Genomic DNA, 16,116 nt, shown 5'->3' with positions numbered 1-16,116 from the left:
GACGCGCTCAAACAGCCGCCGAATGCCTGGCTTGGCCGACCGCGAGATAATGATCGAACTTGGCCGCGATCGACCTGACTAACGGACGGCCGCTGTCGGTCACCAGGAAAACGTCGCCGGAACGCTCAAACAGCCCATCCTGATCGGCTTGGGCAACGGCGACCGCGTCACCAATCACGGACACTGCCGCATTGCCAAAACGGGCGATCGCCTCGCGGCCGGAAAAGGCGAAATCGCACATCAGCCGCTCGATGACCCAGCCGCGAACGCGATCATCATCGGAGAACGCGATGCCGCGGACAGCGGCCAGCCCGTCATCTGCGACCATGCGTCCGTATTCGGCGGTCGAAGGCATGTTCTGTACATAGCCTTGGCGAAAACGGCCGATGGACGAAGGGCCAAGTCCGATCAATGTCTCGCAGCGATCCTCGGTGTAGCCCTGAAAGTTGCGATGCAAGGCGCCACTGCGGGATGCAACCGCCAGCACATCGCCCGGCTTGGCAAAATGGTCGAAGCCAACGGCTTCGTATCCCGCGTTCAACATCAGGCAGGCGGCAAGTTGCGATTGAGCGAACCGTTCGGCCGGTCCCGGCAACCATGCCTCGTCGATCATCGTCTGATGCTTCTTGAACCAAGGCACATGCGCGTAGCCGAAAAGCGCCACCCGATCCGGTTCCAGGGTCAACGCCTGCGCCACGGTGGAACAGACGCTCTCCCTGGTCTGATGCGGCAGGCCGTAAAGCAGATCGAGGTTCACGGACCCTACGCCGCGTGAGCGAACTCCGTCGACAACCGCCTTGGTCTGCAAAAAGCTCTGCTCGCGGTTGATCGCCTTCTGCACCTTTGGATCGAAATCCTGCACGCCGAGGCTGGCCCGCGTCATGCCGATTTCGGCGAGTGCGTCGAGGCGTGCCTCATCCATGTCGTTGGGGTCGATTTCGACGCTGATCTTGGCGTCCGCAAGAAAATCGAAGCTGTCCCGCAAGACAGTGCCCAGCGCCGTCATATCCTCGGGCTTCAGCATGGTCGGCGAGCCGCCACCGAAATGGACGGCGCGGACACGGCCCTTGCCGTTCACAAGACGGGCAACCGTCGCGATTTCCGCATGCAGTGAGCGGAGATATGCGGTCACCGGCTCATACTGACGCGTCTGCTTGGTATGGCAGGCACAGAACCAGCAGAGCCTGTCGCAGTAAGGGATGTGCAGGTACAGCGAAATCTCGTCACCGTTTTCGAGCGCCTCCAACCAGCCTCGGTAAACGGCGGCGTCGACACCCGAATGGAAATGCGGTGCGGTCGGGTAGCTGGTGTAGCGCGGGACATTCTCGCCAAGCCTTGCAGCTAATTGTGGTCGCATGTCGCCATCCACTGTGTTTGCATCGCCGGAACTTTGGTCGCATTTGGCGACCCGAAACCTTGATTTCGGTCAAAGCCCTGAGCTGCGGACAAACTGCCGCAAGGATTTTTCAGCAGCCGATGCTATCTTGCCGGCACTTTGGCTCCGTCGGGACGATCATGATGACAGTGCGGCAGGACGTTCACAGCGCCGGCATTCCTGTGCTTTGCCAGTCTTGCGAGGCACGTCATCGCGGCGTCTGCGGTGCGCTCGATCCCGACCAACTGGTCGGACTCGCCAAGACCTCGTCGAGGCACAAGATCGAGCCGGGGATAGAGCTGATAGGCGACGCCGAGGCCGTCGACAGCTATTCGAACGTGCTTTCAGGTGTGGTGAAGCTGACAAAGAGCCTTTCGGACGGCCGCCAGCAGATCGTCGGACTGCAGTTCGCGCCGGATTTTCTTGGACGGCCGTTCAAGATGGAAAGCGCGATCAATGCGGAGGCCGCGACCGCCGTTTCCCTGTGCACGTTTCCGAAAGCGACCATAGACCGGATGATGAAGGAATCACCGGAGCTCGAGCATCGTCTGCTCAAGCAAACGCTGAACGAACTCGACGAAGCACGCGAGTGGATGGTGACGCTGGGACGCAAGACCGCTTCGGAAAAGGTGGCGAGCTTTCTCCTGATGATCGCCAGGAATATCGACCCCACGGCTGATCCCACCGCCAAGTCGGCGACCTTCGATCTGCCGCTGACACGCGCCGACATCGCCGATTTCCTCGGCCTGACGATCGAGACGGTGAGCCGCCAGATGACCAGGCTAAGAACGGACGGCGTGATCCGGATCGAGAACAACCGGCATGTGACGGTCGACAGCCTGAGCCGGCTGGAGCGACGCTCCGGCACCTAGAGCATCGGACACAAAGTGGGTACCGGTTTTGGGAAAATCCGGCCTTAGCCCTGATCGGTGATTCCGATCGCCGGCAAGACGTGCTCGCGTTCGAACGCGATGTGCCGACGCATGCTTTCGAAAAAACCGCGCAGCATGAAGCCGACGGCTTCGGCATTCCCGACTGTCTCGCCGTGGCCGATCGCCAGCAGGATCTCAGTCACCTCGCCAGCAAAGCATTCATCTTCCACGTGTTCGGCGCGCAATCGCCTGATTGAGGCAAGGTTGGCATTGCTGCCGCCCGTGGCCGCCTCATAAGCGGGGAAGATAATCGTCTCCTCATATTGATGAATATTGCGCAGCAGCGGGACGATTGCGTTGGCTGTGCCAAGGCACTTCAATCGATCGACGTTCGGCAGGGCGTCCGCGATTTTCTCCAGAGCATCACAGAGCTTTAGTTTCTCCTCATACGCGCGCTTCATCACCACGCTCGGGACTGCCGCTCTGCCGGATCGGCCAGCTGGCATCGAATTCTCACAGCGTTCCTCGACCGGCGTCGATCCCCGCTCTTTCTCTTCATTCAATGGCCGCCTCCCTTTCGTTCGTTAGATCGACGCTGCCCAATCCAAAACCGTGCATCTTTGATTTGGATCAAGGCGGCGACGATGTGGGCGCGGAATTGGTGTTACTGCGGATTGGCGTCCGCGCATCGGAATCCGAGGTCGGGGACATGTCATGAAATTTGGCACGGAAATCGTCGTAATGTGCGTCTTCACTTTCCTGGCGCTCGTGGCGGCAGGCTTTGGTGTGGACGAGCCGTTTCGCCAGCACATGTGGGTGCTTTTCTTCGTGCTGCTTGGCTTTGTCATCGTCCTTCTGCGCAACACCAGCTTTGCGCCGGCGGCACCGGTCGATCCTTCCGCCTACATGGATGGGCCAGTCCGCTACGGCGCCATCGCCACCATGTTCTGGGGTGTTGTCGGCATGCTCGTCGGCGTGATCATCGCGCTGCAGCTTGCCTACCCGGACCTCAACATCGAGCCGTGGTTCAACCTCGGCCGCCTGCGGCCATTGCATACGTCCGGCGTCGTTTTTGCCTTCGGCGGTAATGCGCTCATCTGCACGTCCATGTACGTCGTGCAGCGCACCAGCCGCGCCCGGCTGTTCGGCGGCAATCTCGCCTGGTTCGTGTTCTGGGGTTATCAGCTTTTCATCGTCATGGCCGCGACCGGTTACCTGCTCGGCATCACCGAGAGCCGCGAATATGCCGAGCCCGAATGGTATGTGGATATATGGCTCACCATCGTCTGGGTCGCCTACCTCGTGCTGTTCCTCGGCACCATCCTGAAGCGCAAGGAACCGCATATCTACGTCGCCAACTGGTTCTATCTGTCGTTCATCGTGACAATCGCGATGCTGCACCTGATCAACAACCTGTCGATGCCGGCCTCTCTCCTGGGCTCCAAGAGCTACTCCGCCTTCTCCGGCGTACAGGACGCCCTGACGCAATGGTGGTACGGCCACAATGCGGTCGGCTTCTTCCTCACGGCCGGCTTCCTCGGCATGATGTATTACTTCGTGCCCAAGCAGGTGAACCGGCCGGTCTACTCCTACCGCCTCTCGATCATCCATTTCTGGGCGCTGATCTTCCTCTACATCTGGGCAGGTCCGCACCACCTCCACTACACCGCCCTGCCCGACTGGGCGCAGACGCTCGGCATGGTGTTTTCGATCATGCTTTGGATGCCCTCCTGGGGAGGCATGATCAACGGCCTGATGACGCTGTCCGGCGCCTGGGACAAGCTGCGCACCGATCCGATCGTCCGCATGATGGTGATGGCAATCGCCTTCTACGGCATGTCGACCTTCGAAGGTCCGATGATGTCGATCAAGGCAGTCAATTCGCTGTCGCACTACACGGACTGGACCATCGGGCATGTCCATTCCGGCGCCCTCGGCTGGGTAGGCATGATCTCGTTCGGCGCGATCTATTACATGGTGCCTAAGCTCTGGAACCGTGAACGTCTCTATTCGCTGCGGCTCGTCACCTGGCACTTCTGGCTGGCGACCCTCGGGATCGTCGTCTACGCCGCGGTGATGTGGGTTTCCGGCATCATGCAGGGCCTGATGTGGCGCGAATACGACGAGCAGGGCTTCCTGGTCTACTCGTTCGCCGAGACCGTGGCCGCCATGCATCCCTACTACGTCATGCGCGCAGTGGGTGGCGCGATGTATCTCGCCGGCGCCGTGATCATGGCCTGGAACATCACCATGACCATCCTCGGCTACCAGCGCGAGGAAGAACCGATGCCGGGCTCCGTCCCCGCCCTTCAGCCTGCACAATAAGGAGCCAGAGAATGGGCTTGATGGACAAACACGCGATCATCGAGAAGAACGCCACGCTTCTTCTCGTTGGTTCCCTCCTGGTGGTGACGGTCGGCGGCATCGTCGAAATCGCACCGCTCTTCTATCTCGACAACACGATCGAGAAGGTCGAAGGCATGCGGCCCTATTCGCCGCTCGAACTCGCCGGTCGCAACATCTATGTGCGTGAGGGCTGCTATCTCTGCCACAGCCAGATGATCAGGCCGTTCCGCGACGAGGTCGAGCGCTATGGTCACTACAGCCTGGCGGCCGAGTCGATGTACGATCACCCGTTCCAGTGGGGATCGAAGCGCACGGGGCCGGACCTCGCCAGGGTTGGCGATCGCTACTCGAATGAGTGGCACGTTCAGCACCTTGTCGAGCCGCGCTCGGTGGTGCCGGAATCGATCATGCCGAGCTATGCCTTCCTGAAGGATACGGCGATCGACGTGAAGGACTTCTCGACGCACCTTATCGCAAACCGGCGCGTCGGCGTCCCCTACTCCGATGACATGATCGCTCGCGCCGGAGATGACCTGACGGCGCAGGCCAATCCCAATGCCGACACATCCGACCTGGAGGGCCGCTATCCGAAGGCCAAGCTCGGCGACTTCGACGGCAACCCGCAACAGGTCACCGAGATGGACGCCCTGGTCGCTTACCTGCAGATGCTCGGCACGCTGGTCGATTTCAAGACCTACGACGAAGCCGCCGGCTACCGCTGAGGAGAATGACGATGGACTACAGTTTGATGCGGGAGTTCGCCGACAGTTGGGGCCTGCTCGCCATGGCACTTTTCTTCGTCGGAACGGTCGCCTTCGCGTTCCGCCCCGGGAGCCGCAAGCAGGCCGATGAAGCCGCCCGGATCCCCCTCAAGGACGACTGATCATGAGCAACGAGCATATTGACGAAGTGTCGGGCATCTCCACCACCGGCCACGAGTGGGATGGTATCAGGGAGCTCAACAACCCACTTCCGCGCTGGTGGGTCATAACGTTCTATATCACCATTGTATGGGCGATCGGCTACACTATCGCCTATCCGGCATGGCCGATGCTGACCTCGGCGACCAAGGGCGTGCTCGGCTATTCGAGCCGCAATGACGTCAAGACCGAGCTTGCCGCTGCTGAGGTCGCCAAGGCCAAATATGCCGCGGCGATACAGTCGAAAACCGTCTCGGAGATTGCCGGCGACGATGCATTGCGCGAATTCGCTGTTGCCGCCGGCAGCGCTGCGTACAAGGTCAATTGCGTGCAGTGCCACGCCTCCGGAGCCCAAGGATCCAAGGGCTTTCCCAACCTCAATGACGACGACTGGCTGTGGGGCGGCACGGCCGAGCAGATCCAGCAAACGATCACACACGGCATCCGCTTCGCATCCGCCCCGGATACACGCCTGTCGGAAATGCCGGCTTTTGGCGAGGTCATCACCGGCGACCAGATCGCACAGGTCAGCGCCTATGTCACCAGCCTGTCCGGCCCGGTTCAAAATGCAAGTCTGGTTGAGCCCGGGGCTCAGGTTTTTGCGGAGAACTGCGTGGCCTGCCACGGCGATAATGCAAAAGGCAACAAAGAGTTCGGCGCGCCCGATCTGACCGATGCGATCTGGCTCTACGGATCCGGCGAAACAGCCATCGCCGCGCAGATCCGCGCACCCAAACACGGAGTGATGCCGGCCTGGATTGAGCGTCTCGGCGAAACCAAGGTCAAGGAACTCGCGGTCTACATTCATTCGCTTGGTGGTGGAGAATAGAAAAAGGGGGGCCTATTCTCGGCCCTTCACCACCGAAGGCGACGAGGCCCGGCTTGCCCGGGCCTCGACTGCGTTCCGGCGTCGGCGATTGACTTGCATCAACGCGCGACAGCCTGCCCTGCGGCAAGGCTTGTCCAACGCAGCATTTCGCGCACCGGCCAAGATCCGACTGCGCGCCCCGAAATCATAAGCTGCGCGACTGGAGATGCTCGTGCTGGACAACACGCAGGTAGAACGGCTCGAAGCCGAGGCGGTCAACTCCGCAAAGGTCCGCCAGCCGCTGTACGCACCTCGCAAGAAGATCTTCCCCAAGCGGGCTTCGGGCAGTTTTCGCAGCTTCAAGTGGCTGGTGATGGCGATCACGCTGGGCATCTACTATCTGACGCCCTGGCTGCGCTGGGATCGAGGTCCGTTTGCTCCCGATCAGGCCGTGCTGATCGATCTTGCCAACCGCCGCTTCTATTTCTTCTTTATCGAGATTTGGCCGCAGGAATTCTATTATGTGGCCGGCCTTCTGGTCATGGCCGGCATCGGCCTTTTCCTGATCACATCCACGGTTGGCAGAGCCTGGTGCGGCTATACCTGCCCGCAAACCGTATGGGTCGATCTGTTTCTGGTTGTGGAGCGCGCGATCGAGGGAGATCGTAACGCCCGCATGAAGCTCGACGCCGGACCATGGACCGCGCGCAAGCTTGCGCTGCGTGTATCGAAACACACCATCTGGCTGGTCATAGCGGTAGCGACCGGCGGCGCCTGGATCTTCTATTTCGCCGATGCGCCAACGCTGATTGGCGAGGTCTTCACCGGCACTGCCGCGCCCGTGGCCTACTTCACCATCGCGGTGCTGACGGCGACCACCTACACATTCGGCGGGCTGATGCGCGAGCAGGTCTGCACCTACATGTGCCCATGGCCGCGCATCCAGGCGGCCATGCTCGACGAAAATTCGCTCACCGTGACCTACAATGACTGGCGCGGCGAACCTCGGTCGCGTCACGCCAAGAAGGTACAGGCCGCGGGGCAGCCGGTCGGAGATTGCGTCGATTGCAACGCCTGTGTCGCCGTCTGCCCGATGGGGATCGATATTCGCGACGGCCAGCAGCTCGAATGCATCACTTGCGCGCTCTGCATCGATGCCTGCGACAGTGTCATGGACAAACTCGGCAAGGAGCGCGGGCTGATCTCCTACGCGACGCTGTCCGATTACAACGCCAACATGGCTGTGGCGACCGCAGGCGGCTCTTGCTCGGTGAACCCGTCGCTCGTTCGGACCGACGGCGGCGCTTTCTCCGACAAACTAGCCCATTTCCATATCCGCAAGATATTTCGGCTGCGCACCTTCATCTACATGGGCGCATGGTCGGCGGTCGGCCTTGCGCTGCTCTATTCGCTGCTGACCCGCGACCGGCTCGAGGTCAATGTTCTGCATGACCGCAACCCGCAATTCGTCACGCTGTCAGACGGTTCGATCCGCAACGGCTACACCGTCAAGCTGCTCAACATGATCCCCGAGCCGAGGACGATCGTCGTCACGATGCAGGGATTGCAGGGAGCCGAAATGAGCGTCGTTGGTGTCGACCTTCCCGCAGACCGGTCCTTCGCCGTCGCGGCCGAACCCGACCGGCTGAAGACGCTGAAGGTTTTCGTGCGCCAGCCGGCGGACCAGGTCGGAGGCGCAACGCAAACGTTCAAATTCCGCGTCGAGGACAAGGCGAGTTTCGAAACGGACGAATACACAGCCACTTTCAACGCGCCGGAGATCGCCAGATGAGTGCCAATACGCAAAAATCCCGCGAATTCACCGGCAGGCACATGTTGGTCACCATTCTCGCCTTTTTCGGCGTGATCATCGCGGTCAATCTGACGATGGCGACACTTGCCAGCACGAGCTGGACCGGCCTCGTCGTCGAGAACACCTATGTGGCCAGCCAGCAATTCAACCGAAAGGCCGAGGAAGGGCGCGCGCAGGCGGCACTCGGCTGGACCGGCAAACTGACGATCGCTTCGGGCGAGGTCCGCTACAGTCTCAGCGATGCCACCGGCAAGCCGGTCCCCTTGCGTGGCGTGAAGATACTGTTTCGTCATCCCGCCTACGAGGGCGGGGACAAGGCCGTCACTCTCGCCCTCGCCTCGGACCAGGAGTTTGCCGCGCAGCACTTGCCAAGGGATGGCGTCTGGATCGTCGAAGTCGACGCCGATGCCGGTCTGGCAGAGCCCTATCGCGACGTTCGCCGGATCATGATTTCGCAAGGAGTGCTGCAATGAGCTGCTGTGCGCCGGGCGCTGAAATAGCGCTGGATCTGAACGGGATTACATCCGCCCTGCCGTCGAGCCAGGAGATCAGGCTGGCAAGCCGCTCGCTTGGCGGCGACCTTCGCCAGACCGATCTGTCAGTACCGACGGTTCACTGCGCAGCTTGCATCCAGACGATCGAGACGGCTCTTGGGAAGCTTGATCGCGTGGAGGGCGCTCGTGTCAACCTGTCGACGAAACGGGTATCGGTCCGGTGGCGTGGGGATGAGGTTCCGCCATTCGTCGCCGCACTTGGACGGCTGGGCTACCCGGCGCATCTGTTCGACCCCGAGATTGGCGAGAAGGATAAAACGCTTTCGGAGCTGATCCGGGCCGTGGCGGTCGCCGGCTTTGCGGCAGGCAACATCATGCTGCTTTCGGTCTCGGTCTGGTCCGGCGCTGAAGGCGCGACCCGCGACCTGTTCCACTGGGTCTCGGCGCTGATCGCCATCCCGGCGCTCGCCTTCGCCGGCGGCATCTATTTCCGCTCGGCTTGGAATGCGTTGAGCCACGGCCGCATGAACATGGACGTGCCGATTGCGGTTGGAGTCTCGCTTGCCTACACGATGAGCCTCTACGAAACCATCAACCATGGCGACCACGCCTATTTCGACGCGTCGGTATCGCTGCTGTTCTTCCTGTTGATCGGCCGCACACTGGATCACGTGATGCGGGAGCGTGCCCGGACCGCGGTCAACGGCCTGTCACGGCTGGCGGCGCGCGGCGCCATGGTGCTGCGCGACGATGGTTCGCGCGATTACCTGCCGGTTGACGAGATCGAACCGGGCATGCATCTGCTGATCGCGGCCGGCGAAAGGATTCCCGTCGACGGCAAGATCATTCGGGGCACTTCGGATCTCGACTGTTCCCTGGTTTCCGGTGAGAGCACACCCAGAACCGTGGCGTCGGGGGAAACCGTGCAGGCCGGCACGCTCAATATCACCGGCCCACTGACCATCGAGGCCACAGCCGCCGCGAAGGATTCCTTCCTGGCCGAAATGGTTCGGCTCATGGAAGCCGCCGAAGGCGGTCGCGCGCATTATCGCCGTATCGCCGACCGCGTTTCAGCGCTCTATGCTCCAGTCGTCCATCTGACCGCCTTCGTGACGTTCCTTGGCTGGATGATGGCCACCGGCGACTGGCACCGGGCGATGACGATCGCCATCGCCGTTCTCATCATCACATGCCCATGTGCGCTCGGCCTCGCCGTGCCGATCGTGCAGGTGGTCGCTGCGCGGCGTCTGTTCGAAAGCGGCGTCATGGTCAAGGACGGTTCGGCCATGGAGCGCCTGGCGACGATCGATACGGCGGTGTTCGACAAGACAGGAACGCTTACGCTCGGACAGCCCCGGCTCGTCAACGTGGCATCCATCGATCCGGCCATGCTGGCAATCGCGGCTGCGATGGCCGCGCATTCCCGCCACCCGTTTTCAAGGGCCATAGCCGGCTCTGCGGGCTTTGTCGGTCAGCCGAACCTCGAGTCCGTCAGCGAGCACCCCGGTTTCGGGATCGAAGCCACCGCCGCGGGTAGCACTTGGCGGCTTGGCCGGCGCGGCTGGGCTGGATGGAAGGCTCGAACCGATGGCGAAAGCGGGCATGGCGGAACAGTCCTGACGAAAGACGGGATCATTGTGGCATCCTTTGTTTTCGAGGATGCGCTGCGTGCCTATGCCGGGACCGCCTTGGCGCAGTTGAACGACGCTCAAGTGTCGGTAGAAATGCTGTCGGGCGACACCGCGGCCGCCTGTGGCGAAGTCGCGGAAATATTGGGTATCGACCGCTTTGTTCCAGCACTGCTTCCCTCCGGCAAGGTCGACCGCATCGAAGCGCTGGCGCGAGCCGGGCACAAGGTTCTGATGGTTGGCGACGGGCTAAACGATACGCCCGCACTGGGCGCTGCACATGTCTCCATCGCTCCAGCCACCGCCGCCGACATTGGCCGCAACGCCGCGGATTTCGTGTTCCTGCGCGAAAGCCTTCTGGCAGTACCCCTTGCCGTGGACGTCTCGCGCAAGGCCGGAGGGCTGATCCGCCAGAACATCGCCATCGCGATCGTCTACAACGCTGTTGCCGTGCCGATCGCCATTCTGGGGCATGTCACGCCGTTGATCGCCGCGATCGCGATGTCCGCCTCGTCGCTGCTGGTCATCGGAAATGCACTGCGCCTGCAAGGCTTTGCGCCAAGCGCACCGGAAAGGATTGCGCCGCAGGACAGATACTCCAACGTCAACTCATTGGCACAATTCTCATGACGACGCTTGTCTATCTCATACCGGTGGCTCTGTTTCTCGGCGCGCTTGGGCTGTTTGGCTTCCTGTGGGCCTTGAGGAGTGGTCAATACGAGGATCTTGACGGAGCCGCCGAGCGGATCCTCATCGACCGGGATGACAGGCCGAGCTAAGGAGCGAGGCTGTCCTGTGAGACCGGCCTCCACTCGCCTGATTGTGTCGTCGGCCGATCCTGAAATGACTCAGATCAAGGCACGTCGGGCACAAGACCTCGATAAACAACCGGAAGACATCTGTGGAGGTTGGCGTGCAAGCCGAAGCCATAATGACAACACCGGTTATCGGGATCGAACCGTCGGCGTCGGTCGCCGATGCGGCAGGGCTGATGCTTTCGAAAAATATCAGCGGCCTTCCCGTCATTCGTAATGACGGCGCACTGGTGGGGATTGTCAGCGAGGGCGATTTCCTGCGCCGGGGAGAACTGGGTACGCAACGCAAGCGCTCGCGCTGGCTGGAGTTTTTCGTCAGCCCTGGAAGGGTCGCCGATGAATATGTCCACGCCAATGGGCGGCGGGTCGAGGAGGTGATGTCAGACGACGTCGTCACGGCATCCCCCAGCGCATCGCTCGGAGAGATCGTCGACCTGATGACGCGCCATCATGTCAAACGCATTCCGGTCGTCGATGGTGGGAAAGTTGTCGGCATCATCGCCCACTCCGATCTTCTGCGTGCCTTGCTACGCGTCCTGCCGAGCCCGGCCTCGACGGCCATAGGCGACGAACAGATTCGCCAGAACATTGTTACCGAACTGGCGGCTCGCAAATGGGCGAGCACTGAGATGATCAGCGTCACTGTGGACAAAGGGGTCGTGGAACTGAGCGGCGCCATCTTCGACGAACGCGAGCGCCAGGCAGCCATAGTCGCGGCCGAAAACGTGCCGGGCGTCAAAGCCGTGAAAGACAATCTCTTCTGCGCCGGGCCGCTGTCCGTCATCTTGGTTTCTTAGGTGTTGCGATCAACACGACCAAGCCGACGATAGCTGTCGGGTTTGGGGCCGGTCTCTAGACAGACACCACAAGCCGGTCGAGAAAGGGCCGCTGGCCGACAAGCATCTTTTCCCGAGCCACGTCGAGGCCGAACCACTCTGCGCGATCGATCTCCGGAAAAAACTGCATGCGGCCGCTGCGCGGCGGCCATTCCATCTCGAACATATTGCTTCGCAAAGTGCCGGTGTCGAAATCGCCTTCGACGCCGAAGGCTGTAATGAGCTTGCCTCCGCGCTGGCGCAGTTCTCCCAAGGGAAATAGTCCTCCCTTGAGCTCCCAGCCGGTTTCCTCGACAAATTCGCGCCGCGCCGCAGCTTCCGGCTGTTCGTCATCACCATACTCGCCCTTGGCGATGGACCAGGCACCGAGATCGCGGTTTTGCCAGAACGGACCACCCGGGTGGACAAGCAACACCCGCAACCCGTTCGTCGACCTGCGGTAAGGCAGGATGCCCGCACTTCTTTTCGCCACCGCTCACGCCTCCGTCATGCTGCATTTCATTGTGGTCGGCTTGTCAATACGGGTGTCCTGAACGGGACATGTTCCCCGTGTCGGCGACGTGGCCTGCCCTGTGTCGTTGCGACCGGCGGTTCTCCTGTCCGAAGAACCAGCGCTTGGTTACCTCTGAAGCCGCCAGATAGAGCACGGTGATCGCGATGAGCCCGGCAAGTATGGGCAGCGGCAGCGGCACGAAGCCGAACCATGCTGCGAAGGGCGCGAAGGGGATGATGATCGCGACGACCCCTACACCCAGGGTAAGCCAGGCAAGCAACGGACTTGGACGGCTCGCCCAGAACGCCTTGCGCGTACGCACGATGAGCACGATTGCGAGCTCTGTCAGCAGCGATTCGATGAACCATGCCGTCTGGAACGTGGCGGCGGTTGCATGCGCGAAGAGCAGCAGAAAGGCGAAGGTCGCGAAATCGAAAAGTGAGCTGACCAGGCCAAAGCTGACCATGAACCGCCGGACGAAACGGATGTCCCAGCGGCGGGGTCGGCGCAGTTGATCTGCGTCGACGTTGTCGCTTGCGATGGCCAGCGAGGGAACGTCCGAAAGGAAATTGTTGAGCAGTATCTGCTTTGCCAGCAGCGGAAGGAAAGGCAGAAACAGCGAGGCGACAGCCATGCTGATCATGTTGCCGAAATTGGCGCTCGTGGTGATGGAGATGTATTTCATCGTGTTGGCGAAGGTCTTGCGACCGTCGTCGACGCCACGCACCAGCACACCCAGATCCCGCCTGAGAAGGATGATGTCCGCAGCCTCGCGGGCGACATCGACGGCGCTATCGACAGAGATACCAATGTCAGCCTCATGGAGGGCCGGTGCATCATTGATGCCATCGCCGAGATAGCCGACGACATGGCCGCGACTGCGGAGCGCCTGAACGATGCGTTCCTTCTGGTTTGGATCGATCTCGGCAAAGAGATCGGTATGCTGCACGCGTGCGAAGAGCGCGCTCTTGGTCAATTTCGACAGGTCCTCGCCAGTCATGATGCGGTCGTGGCGCAGACCCACGGCCTCAGCGAGATGCGCGGCGACATAGCGATTGTCGCCAGAAATCACCTTTACCGCGATGCCGCGTTGGGCGAGTTCGGAAAGCGTCTCCTTGACGCCCTTCTTCGGCGGATCGAGGAAAAGCAGGAATCCCGCAAAAGCGAGATCCGTCTCGTCCCTCCTGCCAAACGCGATCCGGTTGTCGAAACGACGGATTGCCAGGCCCAGAACGCGATAGCCATCCGCACTCCAGCGCCGGAATTTCTCATCGATCGCCGCACGATGCGCGTCATTCAGAGGCTCCAGTCCGTCCGCAGTTCGAACGAAACCACAGGCCTCGATGACATTTTGCACTGCGCCCTTGCAGATCATGACGTCTTCTGCGCTGGTCCGGACAACAACCGACAGCCGTTTGCGGACGAAATCATAGGGAATCTCATCGACCTTTGCGAAGGCGGTCAACGTTGCGCCCTCGCCTTGAGCACCCGCTATCGCTTCGTCCAGCGGGTTCCTCAACCCGGTCTGCATGGTTGCGTTGAGACGTGCCCAACGCAAGATGTCCGTCGACGGATTGCCGTCGACATCGAGCCATCCATCAAGGTGGATGACGCCTTCTGTCAACGTCCCGGTCTTGTCGGTGCAAAGCAGATCCAAGCTGCCCAAATTCTCGATCGCATCGAGGCGGCGCACTATGACGCCGCTGGCTGCCATTGTCCGGGCGCCTCGAGACAGGGTCACACTGATGACGGCCGGAAGAAGCTCCGGCGTGAGGCCAACCGCGAGCGCCAGCGAAAACAGCAGCGATTCGATCAGCGGTCGATGGAGCATCAGATTGGCGAAGAACACCATGATGACAATCGCCAGCATGATCTCCGTCATCAGATAACCGAACAGTCTGATGCCGCGAGCAAACTCTGTTTCAGGGATGCGTCGCTCCAAGGCCGCGGCAATGGATGCAAACTCGGTGCGAGCGCCGGTCACCGCGACGAGCACGGTCGCGGTGCCGCTACGGACCGATGTGCCGGTGAAGACCGCGTTGGTGCGCTGTGCGACCACGGCCTCTGGTGCCGATCTGCCCGGCGCCTTCACAACAGGGAAAGTCTCGCCGGTCAGCACAGCCTCGCTGACGTTGAAATCGCGCGCATCCAAAATGACGCCGTCCGCGGGAACGAGGTTTCCGGCCCAAAGGCGGATTACGTCGCCAGGCACGATATCTTCGGCATCGACTGAGCATTCGGCGCCGTCGCGCAGGACGATAGCCTTGCGCGAGATGCGCTGTTTCAGCGCTTCCATCGCGCGTGAGGCACCGTACTCCTGGGTAAAACCCAAGACACAGCTGGCCAGAACGATCGCGCCGATGATCATGGCCTCATGGCCCTCACCGACGAAAGCCGACACAATGGCTGCAAAAATGAGGATGATGACCAGTGGGCTACGGAACTGTCGGACAAACAGGGTCAAAGCCGACGTGCCGGAGCGCGACGCCGGTGTATTTCGACCGAATTTTGCAAGCCTTGATGCGGCCTCGGAGACAGTAAGCCCCGAGGGCGACGTCGTCAGGCGTTGCAGGAGTTCGCGGGTCTCGATCGACCAATAGGGGTCTTCGCCAACCACGCCCATCGATGCGGAAACGGGTTGCATTGTGTTTCCTTTGATCGGCCCGTCCCGCTGCATGGACTCGACTTCGCTGAGCGCGATGCGACAGCCGTCAATACGACATGAAGCGACTGATGCCGCTCTCTTCGATCAGCGTACGCGTGACGCCGCCGAATGCCCATTCCCGCAGGCGACTATGACCATAGGCACCGGAGACGATCAGGTCCGCATGAATCGAGCGCGCGAATGTCAACAGCCGGTCGCCATCGGCCTCGCCGGAGATCAATTCGGTTCGCGCCTTGATGCCGTGGTGTTCAAGATAGACCGCGACGTCGACAAGGCTGTTGCGAATGCTCCCGTCGCGGTCGGTATCTATCGTGGCGACGACGACCTCGTTGGCCTTGGCCAGAAAAGGCAGTGCATCCGCCATCGCCCGCCGCGCCTCCCTGGTGTCTTTCCAGGCGACAAGCACGGTTTTCGCCGGAACGTGTTCGATATCGCTCGCCGCGACCAAGACCGGCCGGCCGGCGCCGAGTGCAAGGCTGCCGATATCCACCGCGCGATAGATATTTTCTCCTTCCCCGCTGCCGGTAACGATGAGGTCGGCTGCCCGGGCGAAAACGCTGAGGAGGCGAGTCGGGCCGCAAATGGCTTGCCTCCATTCGCTCGTGATCGAGGCCGGGACCAGCCTCTCGAATTCTGCACGCAGTTCGGCAAGCCGCTTTTCGATTTCGGTTCGCTGGATCTGCATGATCTCGCCTTCATAGACCATGCCATCGCCTGTCGCGACCAGCGGTGGGACATCCGCTGCCGCCAGGCCGATAAGATGGGCTCCAAACCGTTCGGCAAGCTCAACCCCCACGTTCACCATGGCTGCAGGAGGCGCGTCCACGGCGAGGTTCATGATGATTGACTTGTAGGACATTGCGGACGCCTTTCTATGGAGCGGTTGAGTGCAACAATGAAATGCATCGGCCGGCGCCCGGCGCCTTGATGCGTATCAAAATCCTACCTACTGACTCGATCACGACTCTCTGCCTTGATCGGTTTTGCGTTGCGGGAAGGATCGTGCCCCATGGCGTGGTGTAGGTAACGGCATTGGTCGCCGTGCTCTCCG

15 protein-coding genes are annotated in these 16,116 nt (G+C 61.2%); 10 read left to right on the top strand and 5 right to left on the bottom strand.

Annotated elements, in window-relative coordinates:
• Positions 1–7: 7 nt before the first annotated feature.
• On the bottom strand, positions 8–1,357 hold the full coding sequence (gene hemN / locus E5X88_RS22195; RefSeq protein ID WP_292165135.1) for an oxygen-independent coproporphyrinogen III oxidase: 1,350 nt from the start codon (positions 1,355–1,357) through the stop codon (positions 8–10).
• Between the two features lie 161 nt (positions 1,358–1,518).
• Between hemN and E5X88_RS22190 the strand changes: the two genes are divergently transcribed.
• Positions 1,519–2,247, top strand: a complete 729-nt coding sequence (locus tag E5X88_RS22190) for a Crp/Fnr family transcriptional regulator (RefSeq protein ID WP_292165301.1) — start codon at positions 1,519–1,521, stop codon at positions 2,245–2,247.
• A gap of 44 nt (positions 2,248–2,291) precedes the next feature.
• On the opposite strand, the gene E5X88_RS22185 is transcribed toward E5X88_RS22190, so the two are convergent.
• The gene (locus E5X88_RS22185; RefSeq protein ID WP_292165299.1) at positions 2,292–2,708 is read right to left on the bottom strand and encodes a hemerythrin domain-containing protein; all 417 of its coding nucleotides are present in this window, start codon (positions 2,706–2,708) and stop codon (positions 2,292–2,294) included.
• A gap of 253 nt (positions 2,709–2,961) precedes the next feature.
• Between E5X88_RS22185 and ccoN the strand changes: the two genes are divergently transcribed.
• The 9 genes from ccoN (at position 2,962) to E5X88_RS22140 (ending at position 11,868) form a co-directional block, all read left to right on the top strand.
• Entirely contained in the window at positions 2,962–4,572 is a 1,611-nt protein-coding gene (gene ccoN / locus E5X88_RS22180; RefSeq protein ID WP_292165134.1) for a cytochrome-c oxidase, cbb3-type subunit I, read from the top strand.
• Positions 4,573–4,583: 11 nt separating this feature from the next.
• Positions 4,584–5,315: a cytochrome-c oxidase, cbb3-type subunit II gene (ccoO, locus tag E5X88_RS22175; RefSeq protein ID WP_292165132.1), complete on the top strand. Its 732-nt coding sequence runs from the start codon at positions 4,584–4,586 to the stop codon at positions 5,313–5,315.
• An 11-nt stretch (positions 5,316–5,326) separates the two neighbouring features.
• Positions 5,327–5,476: a cbb3-type cytochrome c oxidase subunit 3 gene (locus tag E5X88_RS22170; RefSeq protein ID WP_292165130.1), complete on the top strand. Its 150-nt coding sequence runs from the start codon at positions 5,327–5,329 to the stop codon at positions 5,474–5,476.
• 2 nt (positions 5,477–5,478) lie between these two features.
• Positions 5,479–6,342, top strand: coding sequence for a cytochrome-c oxidase, cbb3-type subunit III (gene ccoP / locus E5X88_RS22165; protein ID WP_292165128.1), 864 nt, complete (start codon positions 5,479–5,481; stop codon positions 6,340–6,342).
• 211 nt (positions 6,343–6,553) lie between these two features.
• On the top strand, positions 6,554–8,113 hold the full coding sequence (ccoG, locus tag E5X88_RS22160; RefSeq protein WP_292165125.1) for a cytochrome c oxidase accessory protein CcoG: 1,560 nt from the start codon (positions 6,554–6,556) through the stop codon (positions 8,111–8,113).
• Positions 8,110–8,607, top strand: a complete 498-nt coding sequence (locus E5X88_RS22155) for a FixH family protein (protein WP_292165123.1) — start codon at positions 8,110–8,112, stop codon at positions 8,605–8,607. The genes ccoG and E5X88_RS22155 overlap by 4 nt, the downstream gene beginning before the upstream one ends.
• The gene (locus E5X88_RS22150; RefSeq protein WP_292165120.1) at positions 8,604–10,886 is read left to right on the top strand and encodes a cation-translocating P-type ATPase; all 2,283 of its coding nucleotides are present in this window, start codon (positions 8,604–8,606) and stop codon (positions 10,884–10,886) included. Before E5X88_RS22155 ends, E5X88_RS22150 begins: the two co-directional genes overlap by 4 nt.
• Positions 10,883–11,035 carry a cbb3-type cytochrome oxidase assembly protein CcoS gene (ccoS, locus tag E5X88_RS22145; RefSeq protein WP_292165117.1) on the top strand — a complete coding sequence of 51 codons (153 nt, stop codon included), beginning with the start codon at positions 10,883–10,885 and terminating at the stop codon, positions 11,033–11,035. Before E5X88_RS22150 ends, ccoS begins: the two co-directional genes overlap by 4 nt.
• A 134-nt stretch (positions 11,036–11,169) precedes the next feature.
• Entirely contained in the window at positions 11,170–11,868 is a 699-nt protein-coding gene (locus E5X88_RS22140) for a CBS domain-containing protein (protein WP_292165114.1), read from the top strand.
• Positions 11,869–11,923: 55 nt separating this feature from the next.
• Here E5X88_RS22140 and E5X88_RS22135 read toward each other — a convergent pair whose 3' ends face one another.
• The 3 genes from E5X88_RS22135 to E5X88_RS22125 all read right to left on the bottom strand — a co-directional run bounded on the left by E5X88_RS22135 (position 11,924) and on the right by E5X88_RS22125 (position 15,924).
• Positions 11,924–12,379: an NUDIX domain-containing protein gene (locus E5X88_RS22135; protein WP_292165111.1), complete on the bottom strand. Its 456-nt coding sequence runs from the start codon at positions 12,377–12,379 to the stop codon at positions 11,924–11,926.
• A 43-nt stretch (positions 12,380–12,422) separates the two neighbouring features.
• A complete protein-coding gene (gene mgtA, locus E5X88_RS22130; protein WP_292165109.1) occupies positions 12,423–15,044 on the bottom strand; it encodes a magnesium-translocating P-type ATPase in 2,622 nt (873 codons plus the stop codon).
• Positions 15,045–15,111: 67 nt separating this feature from the next.
• A complete protein-coding gene (locus E5X88_RS22125) occupies positions 15,112–15,924 on the bottom strand; it encodes a universal stress protein (RefSeq protein WP_292165107.1) in 813 nt (270 codons plus the stop codon).
• Positions 15,925–16,116 lie beyond the last annotated feature (192 nt).

The sequence above is a fragment of the Mesorhizobium sp. genome (genome assembly GCF_004962245.1).
Taxonomy (GTDB): Bacteria; Pseudomonadota; Alphaproteobacteria; order Rhizobiales; family Rhizobiaceae; genus Mesorhizobium.
This window is presented reverse-complemented; position numbering and strand designations above follow the sequence as displayed.

Bases quoted from the DNA above. Each gene is read 5' to 3' on its own strand.
- ccoO (WP_292165132.1), top strand. From the start codon at position 4,584: ATGGGCTTGATGGACAAACACGCGATCATCGAGAAGAACGCCACGCTT.
- E5X88_RS22125 (WP_292165107.1), bottom strand. From the start codon at position 15,924: ATGTCCTACAAGTCAATCATCATGAACCTCGCCGTGGACGCGCCTCCT.
- ccoS (WP_292165117.1), top strand. From the start codon at position 10,883: ATGACGACGCTTGTCTATCTCATACCGGTGGCTCTGTTTCTCGGCGCG.
- E5X88_RS22185 (WP_292165299.1), bottom strand. From the start codon at position 2,708: ATGAAGCGCGCGTATGAGGAGAAACTAAAGCTCTGTGATGCTCTGGAG.
- E5X88_RS22150 (WP_292165120.1), top strand. From the start codon at position 8,604: ATGAGCTGCTGTGCGCCGGGCGCTGAAATAGCGCTGGATCTGAACGGG.
- E5X88_RS22155 (WP_292165123.1), top strand. From the start codon at position 8,110: ATGAGTGCCAATACGCAAAAATCCCGCGAATTCACCGGCAGGCACATG.
- ccoP (WP_292165128.1), top strand. From the start codon at position 5,479: ATGAGCAACGAGCATATTGACGAAGTGTCGGGCATCTCCACCACCGGC.
- E5X88_RS22170 (WP_292165130.1), top strand. From the start codon at position 5,327: ATGGACTACAGTTTGATGCGGGAGTTCGCCGACAGTTGGGGCCTGCTC.
- hemN (WP_292165135.1), bottom strand. From the start codon at position 1,357: ATGCGACCACAATTAGCTGCAAGGCTTGGCGAGAATGTCCCGCGCTAC.
- E5X88_RS22190 (WP_292165301.1), top strand. From the start codon at position 1,519: ATGACAGTGCGGCAGGACGTTCACAGCGCCGGCATTCCTGTGCTTTGC.
- ccoN (WP_292165134.1), top strand. From the start codon at position 2,962: ATGAAATTTGGCACGGAAATCGTCGTAATGTGCGTCTTCACTTTCCTG.
- mgtA (WP_292165109.1), bottom strand. From the start codon at position 15,044: ATGCAACCCGTTTCCGCATCGATGGGCGTGGTTGGCGAAGACCCCTAT.